The organism is Sodalis glossinidius str. 'morsitans' (assembly GCF_000010085.1).
GTDB classification, from domain to species: domain Bacteria; phylum Pseudomonadota; class Gammaproteobacteria; order Enterobacterales; family Enterobacteriaceae; genus Sodalis; species Sodalis glossinidius.
The window spans coordinates 183,565-202,314 of record NC_007712.1; the positions used below are offsets into that span (position 1 = coordinate 183,565).

The window sequence follows — 18,750 nt, forward strand, 5'->3', positions numbered from 1 at the left end:
CCGCGCCCTACTGGAGGCGTTTAGCGAGCCAGAACGTGCTAAACGCCTGTTGGTGCTGCAACGGGATTCCAGCGAGGCGTTGGCGGTTAAAAATATCAACGACACGCTCTACAGCTTCTGCGAGCACCTGAAAGCGTTGGAAAACGCCAATGGGATATATATGGGGAATAACCGTATCCCGTCAGACCCCAGAGTATACCTCTACCATGCGTATCTGACCTATCTGGAGGCTTGCAGACACCAGCGCCCGTTGACGCTGACCACCTTTGGACGGGACTGCCCATCGTGCTGAAAGAGTACGGTACGGAGTTGAAGAAAGACAAGAAAGAAAAAGGCGTTCGGTACAACCTGGAACTGACGGAGAGCGCCGAGGAATGGTTGCAGGACGTGGCGGAGGATGATACCTTAGCACTATAATATTTTACCCAAACACCCTTCAAAGCTCCTTTCCGGGGCTTTTTATCTGAAACATAGATTTAACATTTCGACTCTGAAAACCCAAAAATCCTGAACACAAGTGTTCAGGCTATTTTTATATTTAAAAACATAGAATTAGGTGCCAGTCTGAACAGTTGGAGCAACATATATAGATTCTAGAGGTGAAAAACATAAGGTATTGATAAATAATAATTTCTATTTGTTGTGTTTTCGACCTTTGTTACTTGAATGTTTAATGAAAACATTTCATTAACATTTGACTTCTGTCCTGTGCCTTAATATTATACCGACACATGATTGCACTGGTGAATATAAAATCTTGCGAATAGTTAAGTGCGTCTTGGTGTTTGAGGGCTGGGGATATACAGAGGACTACAACAGATTAGCATGGACTGCTATACACTCTCTGTCGCTTGCTTTTTGTGCAATGCGGATTGACGAAATTTTAAAAGTGGCTTTAAAAAGGGGCTTTGAATTTTACTTTTAAATAAAAAACTTATAAAACAAAAAATTGAATTTTGATTAGGTGCCTTGGCCAGCGGCGGCAAAGGTCCTGAATGTGTTGATGGACGCCGAAAATTTCCTGCACCACGATGACTACCGGTAAAGCGTCATGCTGGCCAGTGGGCTGGGAACGGTGGTGGGGCCGCAGGTCAAATTTGCCTCGTCGGTGACGATAGCGATTGCGCCCGGTGCGCCCGCGGCGCGGGCAAAACCGGTAACCGACGTCGAAGGAGTAAGGGTATCGTTAGGGCTCATTGGCATTAACCTTTTGTCATTATCACCAGTTAAACAGCTACACCTGTCAACTTAGATCGCCGAAGCCGGTTCCGTCAATGCCGCCATCATGCGAATGTAGATCGTGCTTCCAGTTACGCAAGCTTTTCGTGCGCGCCAACCGTAGCGGGGGGTAGGGCACGGAGAGAAAAAACGGGGATTTATCACGTTAAATCCCGGGAATTAATGATATTATCGGCGATATAAGCTATCTTTTTCAGAGGGATATGCCGTGGAGCGGTCTGACGTTTTCCATCTTGGCCTGACATTTTCCGACCTGGCAGGCGCTACGCTTGCCATCGTACCGGGCGATCCCCAACGGGTGGAAAAAATCGCCCGGTTGATGACCAATCCGGTACATTTGGCGACGCACCGTGAATTTACCACCTGGCGCGCGGAGCTGGAGGGCAAGTCGGTGGTTGTATGTTCTACCGGCATTGGCGGGCCTTCTACCTCTATCGCGGTGGAAGAACTGTCCCAGCTTGGCATCCGCACCTTTTTGCGGGTGGGTACTACCGGCGCCATCCAAAACGCCATCAATGTGGGCGATGTGCTGGTCACCACCGCCGCCGTGCGTCTGGACGGCGCCAGCCAGCACTTTGCGCCGCTGGCATTCCCGGCGGTAGCGGATTTTGCCTGCACCACCGCACTGGTGCAGGCGGCGAAACAGAGAGGCGCCCGGTTGCACGTGGGCGTCACCGCTTCCTCCGACACCTTTTATCCCGGCCAAGAGCGCTATGACACCTATTCTGGCGGGGTGGTGCGGCAGTTTAAAGGATCACTACAGGAATGGCAGGGTATGGGAGTGATGAATTACGAAATGGAATCCGCGACTTTATTGACCATGTGCGCGACGCAGGGGCTGCGTGCCGGTATGGTGGCGGGGGTTATCGTCAACCGCCTGCAGCAGGAAACGCCTGATGTGGCGGCATTGCAACAAACGGAAAGCGACGCCGTGACTATCGTCGTCGAGGCCTCCCGTCTGTTGTTTACCGTCTGACGACGGTCGATGGGCCCGCGGGCGGCGTCTCCGAATCTGGGCGGGCCTGCCGCATCGTCTTTCTGCTGGCCTTCAGCGAGTCATTGGCCTTTTTGTCGCTACTGCTGCCGGCGACGATTATCTTGCTCGGGCTGGGCGCGCTGATTGGCGAAGCCGGCATCCCGTTTTGGCCGATTTATTGTGCCGCGGTTGCGGGCGGCTTTTTTTGGCGACTGGCTCTCTTAATAGGTGGGCGCCCACTATCAGCAACGGGTCTATGACCTGTTGCCTTTCACCCGTCATACCGCCATGCTCCAGCGCAGCCACGTCTTTTTTGCCGCTGGGGGATAGCCGGCGTTTTTCTCGGACGCTTTTTCGGCCCGCTGCGTGCGGTAGTACCGCTCGTGGCAGGGCTTTTCGGTATGCTGCGGCTAGGGTTCCAATTAGCCAATTTTGTGTCTGCAGCGTTCTGGGCATTCGGCCTGCACTGGCTGGCGCGCTTCGTCGGCCAATAAAAGGAGCTGGACATCTATACAGTTTCCCCTTAACGTGACTGTCAGCATGAGTTAGGTGGAGGCACTATGGATTACAGCCTGTTTTACGGTATCGGCGGCGCACTCATTGGCGTGGGGGTTGGTTGGCTCATTGCTGGCACCCGTCTGCATCAGCGGCATTTGGCGCAGGAAGCGGAACGGGTCAGTCTCGAGCAGGGGCTGCAGGCGGCGCGTCAGGCGCTCGCCGACGAACAAAACATTCGCCGGCAGGCCGAACTTGCGACGCGAGAGGGCGAATGCGAGCAGCGTGATCTGTTCGGCCGGTTGGCCGCCGCCGAGGCGCGGTTGACCTCTCTTGCCCATTTTCGCCAGGAGTGCGAGCAGCTGAATCAAGAGCTGCGGGCACAGAGGGAAATTAACAGCAGCCAGAAGGCGGAACTGCGTGAAGTCGCTATCCGTCTTGAGGAAACCCGGCTGGGGGCAGAAGAGAAGCAACGCCTGTTAATGAACAGCGAGCAACGCTTGTCGGCGCAGTTTGAAAATCTGGCCAACCGCATCTTTGAGCACAGCGGACGCAAGGTAGACGAGCAAAATCGGCAGAGCCTTGACCGGCTGCTGATGCCGCTGCGCGAACAACTGGAGGGCTTTCGCCGCCAGGTGCAGGACAGTTTTGGCCAGGAGGCGCGTGAACGCCACACGCTGGCCCATGAAATCCGCAATTTACAGCAGCTCAATGCCCAGATGGCCCAAGAGGCCGTCAATCTGACCCGCGCGCTCAAGGGAGATAACAAGGCGCAGGGAAATTGGGGCGAAGTAGTGCTTAGCAGGGTGCTGGAAGCGTCAGGGCTGCGTGAAGGTCATGAGTTCGAGACCCAGATCAGCATTCAGCAAGGCGACGGTCGACGTCTTCAGCCCGATGTGGTGGTGCGGCTGCCGCAGGGTAAAGATGTGGTCATTGACGCGAAAATGTCGCTGGTGGCCTATGAACGTTATTTTAACAGCGATAATGATGCTGAACGCCAGTTGGCGCTCGCCGAGCATGTCAATTCGCTACGCGCCCATATGAAATTGCTGGGACGTAAAGATTATCAGCAATTGCCGGGATTACGCTCGCTGGATTATGTGCTGATGTTTGTGCCGATAGAGCCGGCCTTTATGGTGGCGATTAGCCGGCAGCCGGAGCTGATAAGCGAAGCGCTGGCGCACAATATTATGTTGGTCAGTCCCACCACGCTGTTGGTTGCGCTACGCACTATCAATAACCTGTGGCGTTACGAGCATCAAAGCCGCAATGCTCAGCATATCGCCGAACGCGCGGCGCGCCTGTATGATAAATTGCGGCTGTTTGTCGATGATATTAATGCTATCGGCCAAAGCCTTGATAAAGCGCAAGCCAGCTACCGGCTGGCGAAGAATAAATTGTCCGACGGGCGTGGTAATATTATCGGCCAGGCTGAAGGGTTCCGCGCCCTGGGCGTAGAAATTAAACGGCCCATTGCTTCAGCGCCGGGCGTCCATGTTCCGTTTGCCGATCGCCCCGGCGAGGCGACGGCGGCGGTGACTGACCTGCCGACAGCGGGTGCGCCACAGCAGGAGGAAGAACGCGATTCACCGACGGATGGGGCACGGGACGGGTCTGGTCCGTCACGGCAGCCGCGTGAGGAATGCCCGCTGCGGGAGTAACGTGCCGCGGTGGGGCTTTCAGCACGCATCTGTTACACTTCTCTGAAACTGATTGAGCAGGACGACGAACATGGCAGATGACGACAAGCGTGAAACGACCCACTTCGGGTACCGCACCGTAGCGAAGGACCAGAAAGCGTTGATGGTGGCGGATGTCTTTCACTCCGTCGCGGCAAAATACGATTTGATGAATGACCTGATGTCCTTCGGTATTCACCGCATCTGGAAACGTTTCACTATCCAGTGCAGCGGCGTGCGCCCCGGGCAAAAAGTTCTGGATCTGGCAGGCGGCACCGGCGATATGACCGCCAAATTTTCACGTCTGGTGGGTGAAGACGGGGAGGTGGTGCTGGCGGACATCAACGACTCCATGCTGAAGGTGGGGCTTGAGAAGCTGCGTAATCGCGGCATTCTGGGCAATGTCAGCTATGTTCAGGCCAATGCTGAAGCGCTGCCGTTTCCGGATGATACCTTCGACTGTATTACCATTTCGTTTGGTCTGCGCAACGTGACCGAGAAAGAGCAGGCGTTAAAGTCTATGTACCGGGTGCTGAAACCCGGCGGGCGACTGCTGATTCTTGAGTTTTCCACCCCGCGTTTCAAGCCGCTTAAAAAAGCTTACGATCTCTACTCCTTCCACGTTCTGCCGCGCATCGGCGAAATGGTGGCCCGGGATGCTGGTAGCTATCGCTATCTGGCGGAGTCCATCCGCATGCATCCGGATCAGGAAACACTCAAATCGATGATGCTGGATGCCGGGTTCGACAGCGCCGAATATTTCAATATGACCGGCGGCATCGTGGCCCTGCACCGCGGTTATAAATTCTGATCGGGATATGACATGTTGCTGATGCCGTTGATAAGCGCAACGCTGGAAGTCGTGCTTGAACGCCTGCTTTATCAAGATCGCGCTATGTCCGCCGCCCGTGAGCGCCTGAAAGGTAAAGTTTTGCGGTTTGAATTGGCCGAATGGGAGACGCCGGTTATTCTGGTATTCGGCGAGCGTCAGGTGGATGTGCTCAACGCCTGGGATGGCGCGGCTGATTGCACGGTGCGCACCCGTCTTGCCACATTGCCGGCGCTGCGGGAACGTCAGCAGTTGACGCAGCTGATTAAGCAAGGCTTCCTAGACGTAGAGGGCGATCTCCAGTGCCTGCAGCAATTCGCCGCGCTGCTGGATATGGCTGAATTCGATGGGGCTGAACTGCTGGCCCCCTGGATAGGCGATATCGCCGCTGAAAGCGTCAGTCGAACGGTCGCGCGCTGGCTGACCAGCACGCCGCGGTTGTTGCGCACCGGCCAAGGGCGGGTGATGCAGGCAATAACTGATGAATGGCGCCTGGCGCCCTCGGCCCTGGAACAGGCGTGGTTTTGCGGCGAAGTGGATGAGGTCACCCGGGCCGGCGAGAATCTGGCGGCCCGCCTGGAAAAATTGGAGGCCAGCAGATGATATTCGGAGAGCTCCGCCGCCTCTATCTGATTATTGGTGTCATGCTCAGCTACGGCCTGGATGAGCTTATCCCGAAAACGCGGTTGACTCTGCCGCTGCGGCTGGGACGCAATTTGCTGTTCTGGATGCCGAACAACCATGCACAACGCATGCTGGGCGAACGTTTACGCCTGGCGTTGCAGGAACTGGGTCCGGTATGGATCAAGTTCGGCCAGATGCTTTCGACCCGCCGCGATCTGTTTCCGCCGGCCATCGCCGATCAGCTGGCGATGCTGCAAGACCGGGTGCAGCCCTTTGACGGCGCCCTGGCGCGCGCGCATATCGAGCGTTCCATGGGGCAGCCGCTGGAAACCTGGTTCGACGATTTTCAGCAGGAACCGCTGGCTTCCGCCTCGATTGCGCAGGTGCATACTGCCCGGCTAAAAAACGGCCAAGAGGTGGTGATCAAAGTGATCCGCCCGGATATCTTGCCGATGATCAAAGCCGATATGCGTCTGATGTACCGGCTGGCCAGCTGGGTGCCGCATCTGCTGCCGGACGGTCGACGTCTGCGGCCGGTCGAGGTCGTGCTGGAATATGAAAAGACGCTGCTCGATGAACTCAATTTGCTGCGTGAAGCGGCCAATGCCATCCAGTTGCGACGTAATTTTGACGGTAGCCCGATGCTGTATATCCCGGAGGTCTACCCGGACTACTGCAGTGAAACCATGATGGTGATGGAGCGCATCTATGGCGTACCGGTCAATGATGTGGCCGCGCTGGAGAAGCAGGGCACCAATATGAAGCTGCTGGCGGAGCGCGGGGTACAGGTCTTTTTTACCCAGGTTTTCCGTGATAGTTTTTTTCACGGCGATATGCACCCTGGCAACATTTTCGTCAGTTTTGAACATCCCGAGAACCCGCAGTATATCGGTATCGACTGTGGTATTGTCGGATCGCTTAATAAAGAAGATAAGCGCTATCTGGCGGAAAATTTTATCGCTTTTTTCAACCGCGATTACCGCAAGGTAGCGGAGCTGCACGTGGACTCCGGCTGGGTGCCGCCGGATACCAATGTCGAAGATTTCGAGTTTGCTATTCGCACCGTCTGCGAGCCTATTTTTGAAAAGCCGCTGGCGGAAATTTCCTTTGGCCACGTACTATTGAATCTTTTTAATACCGCGCGGCGGTTTAATATGGAAGTGCAACCGCAGCTGGTATTACTGCAAAAAACGCTACTGTATATTGAAGGCGTCGGGCGCCAGCTTTATCCTCAGCTGGATTTATGGAAAACGGCCAAGCCTTTTCTGGAAGAATGGATCAAGGATCAGATGGGTCTGCCGGCCATTCTGCGCGCGCTTAAGGAAAAGGCGCCCTATTGGGCGGAAAAGTTGCCCGAGTTGCCCGAACTTGTTTACGACGGCTTCAAGCAACATCGCCTGTTGCAGAAAAGCGTCGATCGCTTGACGGTGGAAATGCGGGTTCATCACGTGCGCCAAAGCCAATCCCGTTTTCTGTTCGGCATTGGCGCCACGCTGCTGCTCATTGGCACGTTTTTAATGACGCAAGGCGCTGACGAAGGATCCCTGCCGGCCTGGCTTATGGCCGCCGGTACCGTCAGTTGGATTATCGGCTGGAAACGCACTGCGTAGCCGTCGGTGAAACGTTAACCCGAGTTTTACCCCTTTTGTGAGGCAAAGTTATGGGTGGTATTAGCATTACACAGTTACTGATCATTGCGTCTATCGTGGTGGTGTTGTTCGGCACCAAGAAACTGCGCGGCCTGGGATCGGATTTGGGCGCCTCGATTAAAGGCTTTAAAAAATCCATGAGCGAGGATGACAACACGACGTCGACATCGTCGGACAAGTCCTCTCAGGATGCCGATTTTACCGCGCCGCCCATTGAGCCGAAAGCCAACCTGGCATGTCCGGATGAAGCCAAAAATAAAGATAAAGAGCATGTATAAGCCGTGTTCGATATTGGATTTGGTGAGCTTATGCTGTTATTCGTTATCGGACTGGTGGTGCTGGGTCCGGAACGGCTGCCGGTTGCGGTCAGGACGGTGACAGGGTGGATCAGGGCAATACGATCTATGGCGTCGACGGTGCAGAACGAATTAACGCAGGAGCTTAAGCTGCAAGAGTTGCAGGACAGCCTGAAAAAAGTCGAAGAGGCCAGTAAAAACAATCTGTCGCCGGAGCTGAAAGCTTCTATGGAGGAGCTGCGTGAGGCGGCGGAGTCCATGAAGAAATATTTCAAGGGTATCAATAGCGCAGCACTGGACCCGACTGAACCGCATACCATTCATAACCCGCTGGTCACCGATCCGGAGGCGTTGCATGACGGCGTGACGCCGGCGGAGGGCGATCGTCAGGCTGAAGCGCCGCTAATGGCGCCAAGCGTCAAGGCTTCTGCGCCGGCCGATTCGGTCGCTAATCCGGGTGAGCCGATTGCAGCCGCTGCTATCGGCCAGCCGGCTGCCGCAAGCGTTGATGCTGCTTCGACCTCGCCGAGCGCCAAAGTATCCGCGCCGGCTGATTCCGCCGCAAACCTGGCCACGCAGGCTGCGACGCCCGCCGCGCCGGCGCCGGCACCAGAAGAACCCGGCAGAGCGGCAACCGCCACGGGGCCGGCTTCGTCCACTTCTCCACTGAATAATGATCGCTAGTCCATGGCCGTTGATGATACCCAACCTCTGATCAGTCACTTAATCGAACTGCGCAAGCGGCTACTTTATTGCATCCTTAGCGTGCTGGTGGTTTTTTTGGCGCTGATTTATTTTGCTAACGATATTTATCAGCTGATATCCGCACCGCTTATCAAACAGCTACCGGTGGGCGCCAGCATGATCGCGACGGATGTCGCGTCGCCGTTCTTCACGCCAATCAAGCTGACCATCATCGTCTCGGTATTTGTCTCCGCGCCGCTGTTGCTCTACCAGGTATGGGCGTTCGTTGCTCCCGCGCTGTACAAACATGAACGGCGGCTGATGATGCCGCTATTGTTCTCCAGCACGCTGCTGTTTTACGCCGGTATGGCTTTCGCCTATTTCGTCGTCTTCCCGCTGGCCTTCAGTTTCTTTGCCCACACCGCCCCGCGCGGCGTGCTTATCGCGACCGATATCAATAATTATCTCGATTTCGTCATGGCATTGTTTATGGCGTTCGGGGTGTCGTTTGAAGTGCCGGTGGCGATCGTACTGCTGTGCTGGAGCGGCGTGGTGACGCCGGAGGATCTGCGCAAAAAGCGGCCCTATGTGCTCGTCGGCGCCTTTGTCATTGGTATGCTGCTGACGCCGCCGGATGTGTTTTCCCAGACGCTATTGGCAATACCCATGTACCTGCTGTTTGAAATCGGCTTTTTCTTCGCCCGGTTCTATGTTGGTAAAGGGCGCAAACGTGATGAGGAAAGAGGAAGATCCCGAGGAGACGAGCCTGAGTAACACCGGTATGCGCCACGATGACGTCTGTCAGGACTAAGGCGGTTTGGGCTGTAGGTAGCTGCTATGGCCAGATTTTTCGGCGTTGTCCGCCGCGCTAATACGGGCTACTGCATTTTCTGAAACAGACGATTATCCAGGCTTTGATAGACCTGTTTGTTCAATAGATTCAGCAACAGCATAGAGCGCGCCTCGCCGTCGGGTTCGGTGTAAATGGCCTGCAGCCCCTCAAATACTCCGGTGGTGATCAATACCTTATCGCCGGATAAAGGCGTCTCAGGATCGGTCACGTTGTCAAAACTATGCTCGCGCAGATCGTTAATGACTGCGGAAGGGATAATTACCGGTAAGCTGCCGAAGCGGACAAAGTGGCTTACACCGCGGGTTGCGCTGATGGTGGTCGTATGGATCGTTTCCGGATCGAACTCGATAAACAGATAGTTTGGAAACAGTGGCTCGCAGGTTTCTGTGCGCTTGCCCCGGATGATTTTCTCCAGGGTGACCATCGGCGTCAAACAGGCAACGGCCTGCCGTTCCAGATGTTCTTTAGCTCGCAGTAATTGCCCGCGTTTACAATACAATAAATACCAAGCTTCCATAGTAACAATTTACCTATCTCATCGAAGTCTCAGCATAGCAAAAGCCATAACATATATATAGCACAGGACGCCGCCGCTGTCGGGCAGTCAGGACGGCTTATTTTTACCGATCTTTGACAAAAGGCCAGCAAGGCTGATAAACAGATCTTATAATGCAGGCTAAATAATGTTCCTGATGAAGCTATGAAATACCGTGACTTGCGCGACTTCCTCGCCCTGCTGGAGCAGCGAGGAGAATTAAAACGAATCAGCTTGCCCATCGATCCCTATCTGGAAATGACGGAGATTGCCGACCGCACGCTGCGCGCCGGCGGTCCGGCACTTCTGTTTGAAAACCCGAAAGGGTACACCATGCCGGTGCTGTGCAACCTGTTCGGCACCCCTGAACGGGTGGCGCTCGGTATGGGTCAGGAGAGCGTTAACGCTTTGCGCGATGTGGGCAAATTGCTGGCGTTTTTAAAAGAGCCGGAGCCGCCTAAGGGCTTTCGCGATTTGCTGGACAAGGCTCCCCAATTTCGCCAGGTGCTGCATATGCCGACCAAACGGCTGAACTCTGCGCCTTGCCAGGAACAGATCTGGCAGGGGGAGGATGTGGATCTCGGCCGTATTCCGATCATGCACTGTTGGCCCGGCGACGCCGCGCCGCTTATCACCTGGGGGCTTACGGTCACCCGCGGGCCGCACAAGGAACGGCAAAATCTTGGTATCTATCGCCAGCAGGTATTAGGCAAAAATAAAGTGATTATGCGCTGGCTCTCGCACCGCGGCGGGGCGCTGGATTTCCAGGAATGGACGCAGCAAAATCCTGGTCAACGCTTTCCGGTCGCGGTTGCACTCGGTGCCGACCCGGCGACGATCCTGGCCGCGGTAACGCCGGTGCCTGATACGCTCTCCGAATACGCTTTCGCAGGCCTGCTGCGCGGCAGCAAAACCAAGGTGGTCAAGTGTGCGTCCTGCGATTTGGACGTACCGGCCAGCGCCGAAATCGTGCTGGAAGGTTACCTGGAGACGGGCGAAACGGCGACGGAAGGACCGTATGGCGATCATACCGGCTATTACAATGAAACCGATAGCTTCCCGGTTTTTACCATCACCCATATTACGCAGCGGCGCGATGCGCTGTACCACTCAACTTATACCGGTCGCCCGCCCGATGAACCGGCGGTAATGGGCGAAGCGCTTAATGAAGTCTTCGTACCTATTTTGCAAAAACAGTTCCCGGAAATCGTGGATTTCTATTTGCCGCCGGAAGGGTGTTCCTATCGTCTGGCGGTGGTCACCATCAAAAAACAATATGCCGGTCATGCCAAGCGGGTGATGATGGGCGTCTGGTCTTTCCTGCGTCAATTCATGTATACCAAATTTGTCATCGTATGCGATGATGATATTAATGCACGTAATTGGAAAGACGTGATTTGGGCGATGACCACCCGAATGGATCCAGCACGCGATACGGTCTTGATGGAAAATACGCCGATAGATTATCTTGATTTCGCTTCGCCGGTTTCCGGACTAGGCTCGAAAATGGGCATGGACGCGACAAATAAATGGCCGGGAGAAACGCAGCGCGAATGGGGCACGCCGATTGAAATGGATCGGACGGTACGCGCGCGCGTTGACGCTATCTGGGACCAACTGGCTATCCTGAACAATGGTCACGAGTCGTAATATACGTGGCGCCCGTGGCAATTTGCTTAATGACCCGACAGAGGGACTGCATGACAACATTGACCTGTAAGGTCTCTTCCGTGGATGCCATTACTGATACTGTTTACCGCGTACGGCTGGCACCGGAAGCGGCTTTCCACTTCCGCGCCGGTCAGTACCTGATGGTGGTAATGGATGAACGTGATAAACGGCCTTTTTCCCTGGCGTCGACGCCCATGGAAACGACGTTTATCGAGCTGCATATCGGCGCTTCCGAACTCAATCTGTATGCGATGGCGGTCATGGACCGTATCCTGAAAGAAAGGGAAATCACCGTCGAAGTCCCGCAAGGCGAAGCCTGGTTACGTGACAATACCGACCGGCCGATCGTGCTGATCGCCGGTGGCACCGGCTTCTCTTACGCACGTTCTATTTTATTGACGGTGCTGGCGCGCCAGCCCGAGCGAAAAGTGGCGATATACTGGGGGGGACGGGAGCGAGATCATCTGTATGATTTAGACGGGCTGGAAGCGCTTACCCTACTGCATCCGCAATTGTCTGTGGTACCGGTTGTGGAACAGCCTGATGAGTACTGGCAGGGTCGTTCCGGCACAGTGCTGATGGCGGTGATGCAGGACTATGGCTCTCTGGAACCCTACGATATTTATATCGCGGGGCGCTTTGAAATGGCGAAAATCGCCCGTGAACGTTTCTGCGCCGAGCGCAGCGCCGTGGTCGAACGCATTTTTGGTGACGCTTTCGCTTTTATCTAAACCGATCTCTCCGCACCAACGCAGTGACTCGCGCGGCGGCGGTCGGGCGCTGTTCCAGGCGGAGCGCTATGGTAATATGGGTCAATTACGTTCCGCATAGGGTCTGAAAATGGAATCGCTTTCTTCGTTATACAGGGATCATATCGCCACTCTCCAACAGCGCACCCGGGAGATATTACAGCGCCAGCAGCTGGAAGGATTACTGATCCATGCCGGCGAGCCGATAAGCCGCTTTCTTGATGATCATGACTACCCGTTTAAGGTCAATCCACAGTTCAAAGCCTGGTTTCCGGTTACCCGCGTGCCGCACTGCTGGCTGTGGGTCGACGGAGTTAACAAGCCAAAACTGTGGTACTACCTGTCAATAGATTATTGGTACCTGGTGGAACCGTTGCCGGACAGCTTTTGGACGCCGTATGTAGATATCGTCCCGTTCGCCGATCCGGACGAGATTGCCGCGCTGTTGCCCCCGCGCGACAACGTCGCCTATTTGGGATCGTCGCCGCATCGGGCATCTCTGCTGGGAATGGAACGTGACTTTATCAACCCGCAGCCGGTACTGGATTATCTGCATTATCACCGGGCCTACAAGACCGACTACGAACTAGCCTGCATGCGCGAAGCGCAAAAATCAGCGGTAAATGGTCATCGGGCGGCAAAAGAGGCTTTCTTGTCCGGTATGTGCGAATTCGATATCAATATCGCCTATCTCAGCGCTTGCGGCCACCGCGATACCGATGTGCCCTATGATAATATTATCGCCCTGAATGAACATGCGGCGGTATTGCATTACACCCGTCTGGACCAGCACACGCCAGAACACGTAATGAGTTTTCTTATCGATGCCGGCACCGAATACAACGGTTACGCCGCCGACCTGACCCGAACCTATGCGGCGCAGAAAGACAGTGACTTCGCCGCGCTGATCGCGGCGATGAATAGCGAGCAGCAGGCGCTTATCGCCACCATTGAAACTGGCGTTAACTACATCGATTATCATCTACAGATGCACGGTAGAATCGCTAAGCTTTTAAAGCAGTTTGATATCCTCAGTGGCTTGAGTGAGGATGCGATGGTGACGGAGGGGTTGACCCTGCCGTTCCTCCCCCACGGCCTAGGCCATCCGTTAGGGTTGCAAGTGCACGATGTCGCCGGCTTTATGCAAGACGATCGCGGCACGTCTTTGGCGCCGCAGTCACGCTATACTCATTTGCGCTGCACGCGCGTGCTGCAGCCGCGGATGGTGTTGACTATCGAACCCGGTCTTTATTTTATCGAATCGCTGCTGGCCCCTTGGCGCGCCAACACCTTTGGCCGTCATTTCAACTGGTCGCGTATTGAAAGCTTTAAGCCTTATGGCGGTATTCGTATTGAGGACAATATCGTTATTCACGACAATCACATCGAAAATATGACGCGCGCGCTGAAATTGGAATGACGACGTCATGGTTCGCACCGGCGGCGGAAGTCACGCTGACGGAGGAAATCAAAAAAGTCGTTTTATCACGTTACTGTCCCCCACTCAGGGGATCGACGCCGCCAAAGCTTATATCCTGCAATGTCGCCGGCAGCATCCGACGGCCGCGCATCACTGCTTGGCATATATTGCAGGCCCGCCTTCTGACTCCCGCCTACGGGGGTTATCCGAAGATGGAGAGCCCTCGGGTACCGCTGGCAAGCCAATCCTGGCCCAGCTGGATAGAAGCGGTCTCGGGGAAATCACTGCGGTAGTGGTGCGTTATTATGGAGGGATTCAACTGGGCACCGGCGGACTGGTCAAAGCCTACAGCGCTGGTGTTTCGTGCTGCGCTGCCATTACCCACAGTTGGCCTGGGTAGAGGTCGCGATACAGCAGGCTGAAGGGCTAATCGTTGAAGGTAAATATCAGGAATCGATTATAACTCACTCTCGAGATACCGCTGCATCGCATTACGGTGGCCAATGATAAATTGCGCGATCTTAGCCGCGACGCATTGCAATTGACGCTGGTTCCACAATAATACCTTCCGCCTGAATTGTGTAATCATTAAGGATAGTGCAGACATGCATTTTCGCACCATAACCCGCATCGTGGGTCTGCTCGTCACCTTGTTCTCGGTGACTATGATAATCCCCGGCCTGGTGGCCTTGATCTATCGGGATGGTGCCGGCAGCGTTTTCGCGCAAACATTTTTTTGCGCACAGGCTATTGGACTTTTGCTGTGGTTTCCGAACCGTCGTCAAAAAAGTGAATTGAAATCTCGCGAAGGGTTCCTCATTGTGGTGCTGTTTTGGACCGTTCTGGGTAGTGTGGGTGCGTTGCCGTTTTTATTTGCCGAACACCCTAATTTGTCAGTCACCGATGCGTTTTTTGAATCCTTTTCTGGGCTGACCACCACCGGCGCCACGGCGCTGGTAGGGCTTGATACCTTACCCCACGCCATTTTGTTTTACCGGCAGATGCTACAGTGGTTTGGCGGCATGGGTATTATTGTGCTGGCGGTGGCGATTCTACCTATCCTCGGCGTCGGCGGCATGCAGCTGTATCGCGCGGAAATGCCCGGTCCGCTGAAAGACAATAAAATGCGCCCGCGTATCGCCGAAACCGCCAAGACCTTATGGCTCATCTATGTGGCGCTGACCATCGCCTGCGCGCTAGCGCTGTGGGGCGCGGGTATGCCGGCATTCGATGCGATTAGCCACAGTTTTTCCACTATCGCCATCGGCGGCTTTTCCACCCACGATGCGAGTATTGGCTATTACCATAGCCCGCTTATCAACACGATTGTCGCCATATTTCTACTGATATCCGGATGCAATTACGGTCTCCATTTCGCAGCCCTCAGCGGCCGCAATCTGAAAGTCTACTGGCGAGATCCCGAATTTCGCATGTTTATTGCGGTACAGTTGACGCTGGTGGTGGTCTGCATTTTGATTCTTTGGCGTTACGATGTATACGCTAACAGCCTGCAAACGCTTAATCAGGCGTTTTTTCAAGTGGTTTCCATGGCAACCACCGCCGGGTTTACCACTGACGGCATCGCTCAATGGCCGTTATTCCTGCCGATATTGCTCCTTTGCTCGGCGTTTATCGGTGGCTGCGCCGGCTCTACGGGAGGCGGGTTGAAGGTGATCCGCATTCTGCTGCTCTATTTGCAAGGCTCGCGTGAACTGAAACGCTTGGTGCATCCAAACGCGGTGTACACCATCAAACTGGGTAACCGGGCGCTGCCGGAACGAATTCTGGAAGCGGTTTGGGGTTTTTTTTCCGCTTATGCGCTAGTGTTTATCCTCAGTATGGTAGCGGTAGTCGCCACCGGTGTCGATAACTTTTCCGCTTTTGCGGCGGTGGCGGCAACGCTAAACAACCTCGGGCCCGGCCTGGGTGTCGTGGCCGATAACTTTACCTCCATGAACGCGGTGGCCAAGTGGATCCTCATCCTGACCATGCTGTTTGGCCGTCTGGAGGTATTCACTTTATTGGTTCTGTTTACGCCGACCTTTTGGCGTGAGTGATACAAGGTTTACCATGAAAACGTTGATTCTCTATTTGAGCCACGATGGCCAAACGCACAAAATTGCGCGCGCGATTACAGCCCATCTTACCGATTGCTGCGAATGTGATGTGGTGGATTTGCACCTCGCACAGGATCTTGATCTGCAGCGTTATCAGCGGGTGGTCGTGGGGGCGGCCATACGCTATGGCCGCTTTGCCGCGGATCTTGACCACTTTATCGCGCAGCAGCTTGAATGGCTGCACAGTATCCCCAGTGCGTTTTATGCCGTCAATTTGACGGCGCGCAAGCCCGATAAACGCACCCCTAGCACGAACGTCTACACCCGGAAATTCCTGGCGAAAACCCCCTGGCGACCGGATCTTTGCGCCGTGTTCGCGGGTGCATTGTGCTACCCCCGCTACAGCTGGTTTGATCGAGTGATGATCCAGATGATAATGCGCATGACCGGCGGTGAAACCGATCGCACCAAGGAAGTGGAATATACGGATTGGCAGCAAGTTTCTGCCTTTGCCGGTGATTTAGCGCAATTGACCGCCAAACAGGCGCCGCCGCGCCCCTAATCGGGCCGTTTTGCTGAAAAAAACCAATTAAAACTATTTTAGTTATTTATCCTTGTCAACGGCCGCGAAGGCCCTATAATGCGCCTCCACTGACCGGGAACAGTCGCTACGGCGCACAGGCTCAGCCAGAGGCAGGCGGCCCGCTACGGGAAAATAAAAGCTTGACTTTACAGCAGAAAAGCGTAATATGTGCCACCCGTGCGGGTCGAGAAAACAGCCGGCACTGCTCTTTAACAATTTATCAGACAATCTGTGTGGGCACTCACAAGACGATATCGACATACCGAAATATCAAGTCTTGAAGAGTGAACAACAAATATTCATATGAATACCAGTTTTGATTCTTTGAGCATCAAGCTTTTAATTGAAGAGTTTGATCATGGCTCAGATTGAACGCTGGCGGCAGGCCTAACACATGCAAGTCGAGCGGCAGCGGAAAGAAGCTTGCTTCTTTGCCGGCGAGCGGCGGACGGGTGAGTAATGTCTGGGGATCTGCCCGATGGAGGGGGATAACTACTGGAAACGGTAGCTAATACCGCATAACGTCGCAAGACTAAAGTGGGGGACCTTCGGGCCTCACACCATCGGATGAACCCAGATGGGATTAGCTAGTAGGTGGGGTAATGGCTCACCTAGGCGACGATCCCTAGCTGGTCTGAGAGGATGACCAGCCACACTGGAACTGAGACACGGTCCAGACTCCTACGGGAGGCAGCAGTGGGGAATATTGCACAATGGGGGAAACCCTGATGCAGCCATGCCGCGTGTGTGAAGAAGGCCTTCGGGTTGTAAAGCACTTTCAGCGGGGAAGAAGGCGTTAGCGTTAACAGCGCTATCGATTGACGTTACCTGCAGAAGAAGCACCGGCTAACTCCGTGCCAGCAGCCGCGGTAATACGGAGGGTGCAAGCGTTAATCGGAATTACTGGGCGTAAAGCGTACGCAGGCGGTCTGTTAAGTCAGATGTGAAATCCCCGGGCTTAACCTGGGAACTGCATTTGAAACTGGCAGGCTAGAGTCTCGTAGAGGGGGGTAGAATTCCAGGTGTAGCGGTGAAATGCGTAGAGATCTGGAGGAATACCGGTGGCGAAGGCGGCCCCCTGGACGAAGACTGACGCTCAGGTACGAAAGCGTGGGGAGCAAACAGGATTAGATACCCTGGTAGTCCACGCTGTAAACGATGTCGATTTGAAGGTTGTGGCCTTGAGCTGTGGCTTTCGGAGCTAACGCGTTAAATCGACCGCCTGGGGAGTACGGCCGCAAGGTTAAAACTCAAATGAATTGACGGGGGCCCGCACAAGCGGTGGAGCATGTGGTTTAATTCGATGCAACGCGAAGAACCTTACCTACTCTTGACATCCAGAGAACTTGGCAGAGATGCCTTGGTGCCTTCGGGAGCTCTGAGACAGGTGCTGCATGGCTGTCGTCAGCTCGTGTTGTGAAATGTTGGGTTAAGTCCCGCAACGAGCGCAACCCTTATCCTTTGTTGCCAGCGATTTGGTCGGGAACTCAAAGGAGACTGCCGGTGATAAACCGGAGGAAGGTGGGGATGACGTCAAGTCATCATGGCCCTTACGAGTAGGGCTACACACGTGCTACAATGGCGCATACAAAGAGAAGCGATCTCGCGAGAGTCAGCGGACCTCACAAAGTGCGTCGTAGTCCGGATTGGAGTCTGCAACTCGACTCCATGAAGTCGGAATCGCTAGTAATCGTGGATCAGAATGCCACGGTGAATACGTTCCTGGGCCTTGTACACACCGCCCGTCACACCATGGGAGTGGGTTGCAAAAGAAGTAGGTAGCTTAACCTTCGGGAGGGCGCTTACCACTTTGTGATTCATGACTGGGGTGAAGTCGTAACAAGGTAACCGTAGGGGAACCTGCGGTTGGATCACCTCCTTACCTAAGCGATACGTTGAGTGACGTGTCCACACAGATTGTCTGATAATTGTCACGAGCAAGAAAAACCTGCTATAGGCTTGTAGCTCAGGTGGTTAGAGCGCACCCCTGATAAGGGTGAGGTCGGTGGTTCAAGTCCACTCAGGCCTACCAGTTCTGCTTATTTCCGTGGGTTCCCGTGATGAGGAGGGCAGCATGTTGCCGACAGGCGGCATGAGAGGCTGTGCGTCAGGGGGGCGAAGAAGGCGAGACTGGCTGTCGTACTGTAACGTCGCGGTGCGGTATCGGGTTTACCGGCAGGTAAACGGTATCGTCGCGGGTGAGCGACGGCATATGCAAGGTAAACGACTTGGGGCTATAGCTCAGCTGGGAGAGCGCCTGCTTTGCACGCAGGAGGTCAGCGGTTCGATCCCGCTTAGCTCCACCATTTCGCTGTGGAGTCGGGTTTGGTCATTTGTGGGTATGAGAAGGTTTTTTTTGCTGTAGTGTTATTTCAGAGCGCGTTTATCAAGCGCGCTGCGAAATACCGCTC

Annotated in this window: 16 protein-coding genes, 2 tRNA genes, 1 rRNA gene and 3 pseudogenes; 20 read left to right on the plus strand and 2 right to left on the minus strand. The window is 54.7% G+C overall.

The features are described from left to right. Positions 1-52 precede the first annotated feature (52 nt). A complete protein-coding gene (locus SGP1_RS32340; RefSeq protein ID WP_243466313.1) occupies positions 53-292 on the plus strand; it encodes a primase-like DNA-binding domain-containing protein in 240 nt (79 codons plus the stop codon). After that, on the plus strand, positions 286-417 hold the full coding sequence (locus tag SGP1_RS34845) for a hypothetical protein (protein ID WP_279379419.1): 132 nt from the start codon (positions 286-288) through the stop codon (positions 415-417). Before SGP1_RS32340 ends, SGP1_RS34845 begins: the two co-directional genes overlap by 7 nt. 559 nt (positions 418-976) lie before the next feature. Here the strand turns inward: SGP1_RS34845 and SGP1_RS28895 are convergent. Beyond that, a pseudogene (locus SGP1_RS28895) lies at positions 977-1,065 on the minus strand (dienelactone hydrolase family protein); the annotation flags it as partial. A gap of 382 nt (positions 1,066-1,447) precedes the next feature. Between SGP1_RS28895 and udp the strand changes: the two are divergent. From udp to tatC, 9 genes and pseudogenes are all read left to right on the plus strand, one after another. After that, entirely contained in the window at positions 1,448-2,215 is a 768-nt protein-coding gene (udp, locus tag SGP1_RS00935; protein ID WP_011409972.1) for a uridine phosphorylase, read from the plus strand. Further along, positions 2,212-2,709 (plus strand): annotated as a pseudogene (locus SGP1_RS32345) (DedA family protein). The gene udp and the pseudogene SGP1_RS32345 overlap by 4 nt, the downstream one beginning before the upstream one ends. A gap of 66 nt (positions 2,710-2,775) precedes the next feature. Continuing rightward, complete coding sequence (gene rmuC, locus SGP1_RS00945; protein ID WP_011409973.1) at positions 2,776-4,371, plus strand: DNA recombination protein RmuC; 1,596 nt, start codon at positions 2,776-2,778, stop codon at positions 4,369-4,371. Between the two features lie 70 nt (positions 4,372-4,441). After that, a complete protein-coding gene (gene ubiE, locus SGP1_RS00950; RefSeq protein WP_011409974.1) occupies positions 4,442-5,200 on the plus strand; it encodes a bifunctional demethylmenaquinone methyltransferase/2-methoxy-6-polyprenyl-1,4-benzoquinol methylase UbiE in 759 nt (252 codons plus the stop codon). A gap of 12 nt (positions 5,201-5,212) precedes the next feature. Further along, positions 5,213-5,821: a ubiquinone biosynthesis protein UbiJ gene (gene ubiJ / locus SGP1_RS00955; protein ID WP_011409975.1), complete on the plus strand. Its 609-nt coding sequence runs from the start codon at positions 5,213-5,215 to the stop codon at positions 5,819-5,821. Beyond that, positions 5,818-7,452, plus strand: coding sequence for a ubiquinone biosynthesis regulatory protein kinase UbiB (gene ubiB / locus SGP1_RS00960; RefSeq protein WP_011409976.1), 1,635 nt, complete (start codon positions 5,818-5,820; stop codon positions 7,450-7,452). The genes ubiJ and ubiB overlap by 4 nt, the downstream gene beginning before the upstream one ends. A gap of 50 nt (positions 7,453-7,502) precedes the next feature. Beyond that, positions 7,503-7,769 carry a twin-arginine translocase TatA/TatE family subunit gene (gene tatA, locus SGP1_RS00965; protein ID WP_011409977.1) on the plus strand — a complete coding sequence of 89 codons (267 nt, stop codon included), beginning with the start codon at positions 7,503-7,505 and terminating at the stop codon, positions 7,767-7,769. A gap of 3 nt (positions 7,770-7,772) precedes the next feature. Further along, positions 7,773-8,471 (plus strand): Sec-independent protein translocase protein TatB, encoded by a 699-nt coding sequence (gene tatB / locus SGP1_RS26200; RefSeq protein ID WP_011409978.1) that lies wholly within the window; start codon positions 7,773-7,775, stop codon positions 8,469-8,471. A 3-nt stretch (positions 8,472-8,474) separates the two neighbouring features. Further along, on the plus strand, positions 8,475-9,245 hold the full coding sequence (tatC, locus tag SGP1_RS00975) for a Sec-independent protein translocase subunit TatC (RefSeq protein WP_011409979.1): 771 nt from the start codon (positions 8,475-8,477) through the stop codon (positions 9,243-9,245). Between the two features lie 104 nt (positions 9,246-9,349). Here tatC and rfaH read toward each other — a convergent pair whose 3' ends face one another. Further along, positions 9,350-9,841, minus strand: a complete 492-nt coding sequence (gene rfaH, locus SGP1_RS00980) for a transcription/translation regulatory transformer protein RfaH (protein ID WP_011409980.1) — start codon at positions 9,839-9,841, stop codon at positions 9,350-9,352. 183 nt (positions 9,842-10,024) lie between these two features. Between rfaH and ubiD the strand changes: the two genes are divergently transcribed. The 9 genes and pseudogenes from ubiD to SGP1_RS01025 all read left to right on the plus strand — a co-directional run bounded on the left by ubiD (position 10,025) and on the right by SGP1_RS01025 (position 18,645). Then, positions 10,025-11,509, plus strand: coding sequence for a 4-hydroxy-3-polyprenylbenzoate decarboxylase (ubiD, locus tag SGP1_RS00985; RefSeq protein WP_011409981.1), 1,485 nt, complete (start codon positions 10,025-10,027; stop codon positions 11,507-11,509). Between the two features lie 50 nt (positions 11,510-11,559). After that, positions 11,560-12,261 carry an NAD(P)H-flavin reductase gene (fre, locus tag SGP1_RS00990; protein WP_011409982.1) on the plus strand — a complete coding sequence of 234 codons (702 nt, stop codon included), beginning with the start codon at positions 11,560-11,562 and terminating at the stop codon, positions 12,259-12,261. Between the two features lie 109 nt (positions 12,262-12,370). After that, on the plus strand, positions 12,371-13,699 hold the full coding sequence (pepQ, locus tag SGP1_RS00995) for a Xaa-Pro dipeptidase (RefSeq protein ID WP_011409983.1): 1,329 nt from the start codon (positions 12,371-12,373) through the stop codon (positions 13,697-13,699). Next, positions 13,696-14,261: pseudogene (locus SGP1_RS01000) on the plus strand (YigZ family protein). The gene pepQ and the pseudogene SGP1_RS01000 overlap by 4 nt, the downstream one beginning before the upstream one ends. Before the next feature lie 43 nt (positions 14,262-14,304). Continuing rightward, positions 14,305-15,756 (plus strand): Trk system potassium transporter TrkH, encoded by a 1,452-nt coding sequence (gene trkH, locus SGP1_RS01005; protein WP_011409985.1) that lies wholly within the window; start codon positions 14,305-14,307, stop codon positions 15,754-15,756. Between the two features lie 13 nt (positions 15,757-15,769). Continuing rightward, the gene (hemG, locus tag SGP1_RS01010) at positions 15,770-16,318 is read left to right on the plus strand and encodes a menaquinone-dependent protoporphyrinogen IX dehydrogenase (protein ID WP_011409986.1); all 549 of its coding nucleotides are present in this window, start codon (positions 15,770-15,772) and stop codon (positions 16,316-16,318) included. Positions 16,319-16,679: 361 nt separating this feature from the next. Continuing rightward, positions 16,680-18,221 (plus strand): 16S ribosomal RNA (locus SGP1_RS01015). A gap of 73 nt (positions 18,222-18,294) precedes the next feature. Further along, positions 18,295-18,371, plus strand: a tRNA-Ile gene (locus SGP1_RS01020). A 198-nt stretch (positions 18,372-18,569) separates the two neighbouring features. After that, positions 18,570-18,645 (plus strand) — tRNA-Ala (locus tag SGP1_RS01025). The last annotated feature ends 105 nt before the right edge of the window (positions 18,646-18,750 follow it).

Bases quoted from the DNA above. Each gene is read 5' to 3' on its own strand.
- rmuC (WP_011409973.1), top strand. From the start codon at position 2,776: ATGGATTACAGCCTGTTTTACGGTATCGGCGGCGCACTCATTGGCGTG.
- ubiE (WP_011409974.1), top strand. From the start codon at position 4,442: ATGGCAGATGACGACAAGCGTGAAACGACCCACTTCGGGTACCGCACC.
- ubiJ (WP_011409975.1), top strand. From the start codon at position 5,213: ATGTTGCTGATGCCGTTGATAAGCGCAACGCTGGAAGTCGTGCTTGAA.
- ubiB (WP_011409976.1), top strand. From the start codon at position 5,818: ATGATATTCGGAGAGCTCCGCCGCCTCTATCTGATTATTGGTGTCATG.
- tatA (WP_011409977.1), top strand. From the start codon at position 7,503: ATGGGTGGTATTAGCATTACACAGTTACTGATCATTGCGTCTATCGTG.
- tatC (WP_011409979.1), top strand. From the start codon at position 8,475: ATGGCCGTTGATGATACCCAACCTCTGATCAGTCACTTAATCGAACTG.
- rfaH (WP_011409980.1), bottom strand. From the start codon at position 9,841: ATGGAAGCTTGGTATTTATTGTATTGTAAACGCGGGCAATTACTGCGA.
- ubiD (WP_011409981.1), top strand. From the start codon at position 10,025: ATGAAATACCGTGACTTGCGCGACTTCCTCGCCCTGCTGGAGCAGCGA.
- fre (WP_011409982.1), top strand. From the start codon at position 11,560: ATGACAACATTGACCTGTAAGGTCTCTTCCGTGGATGCCATTACTGAT.
- pepQ (WP_011409983.1), top strand. From the start codon at position 12,371: ATGGAATCGCTTTCTTCGTTATACAGGGATCATATCGCCACTCTCCAA.
- trkH (WP_011409985.1), top strand. From the start codon at position 14,305: ATGCATTTTCGCACCATAACCCGCATCGTGGGTCTGCTCGTCACCTTG.
- hemG (WP_011409986.1), top strand. From the start codon at position 15,770: ATGAAAACGTTGATTCTCTATTTGAGCCACGATGGCCAAACGCACAAA.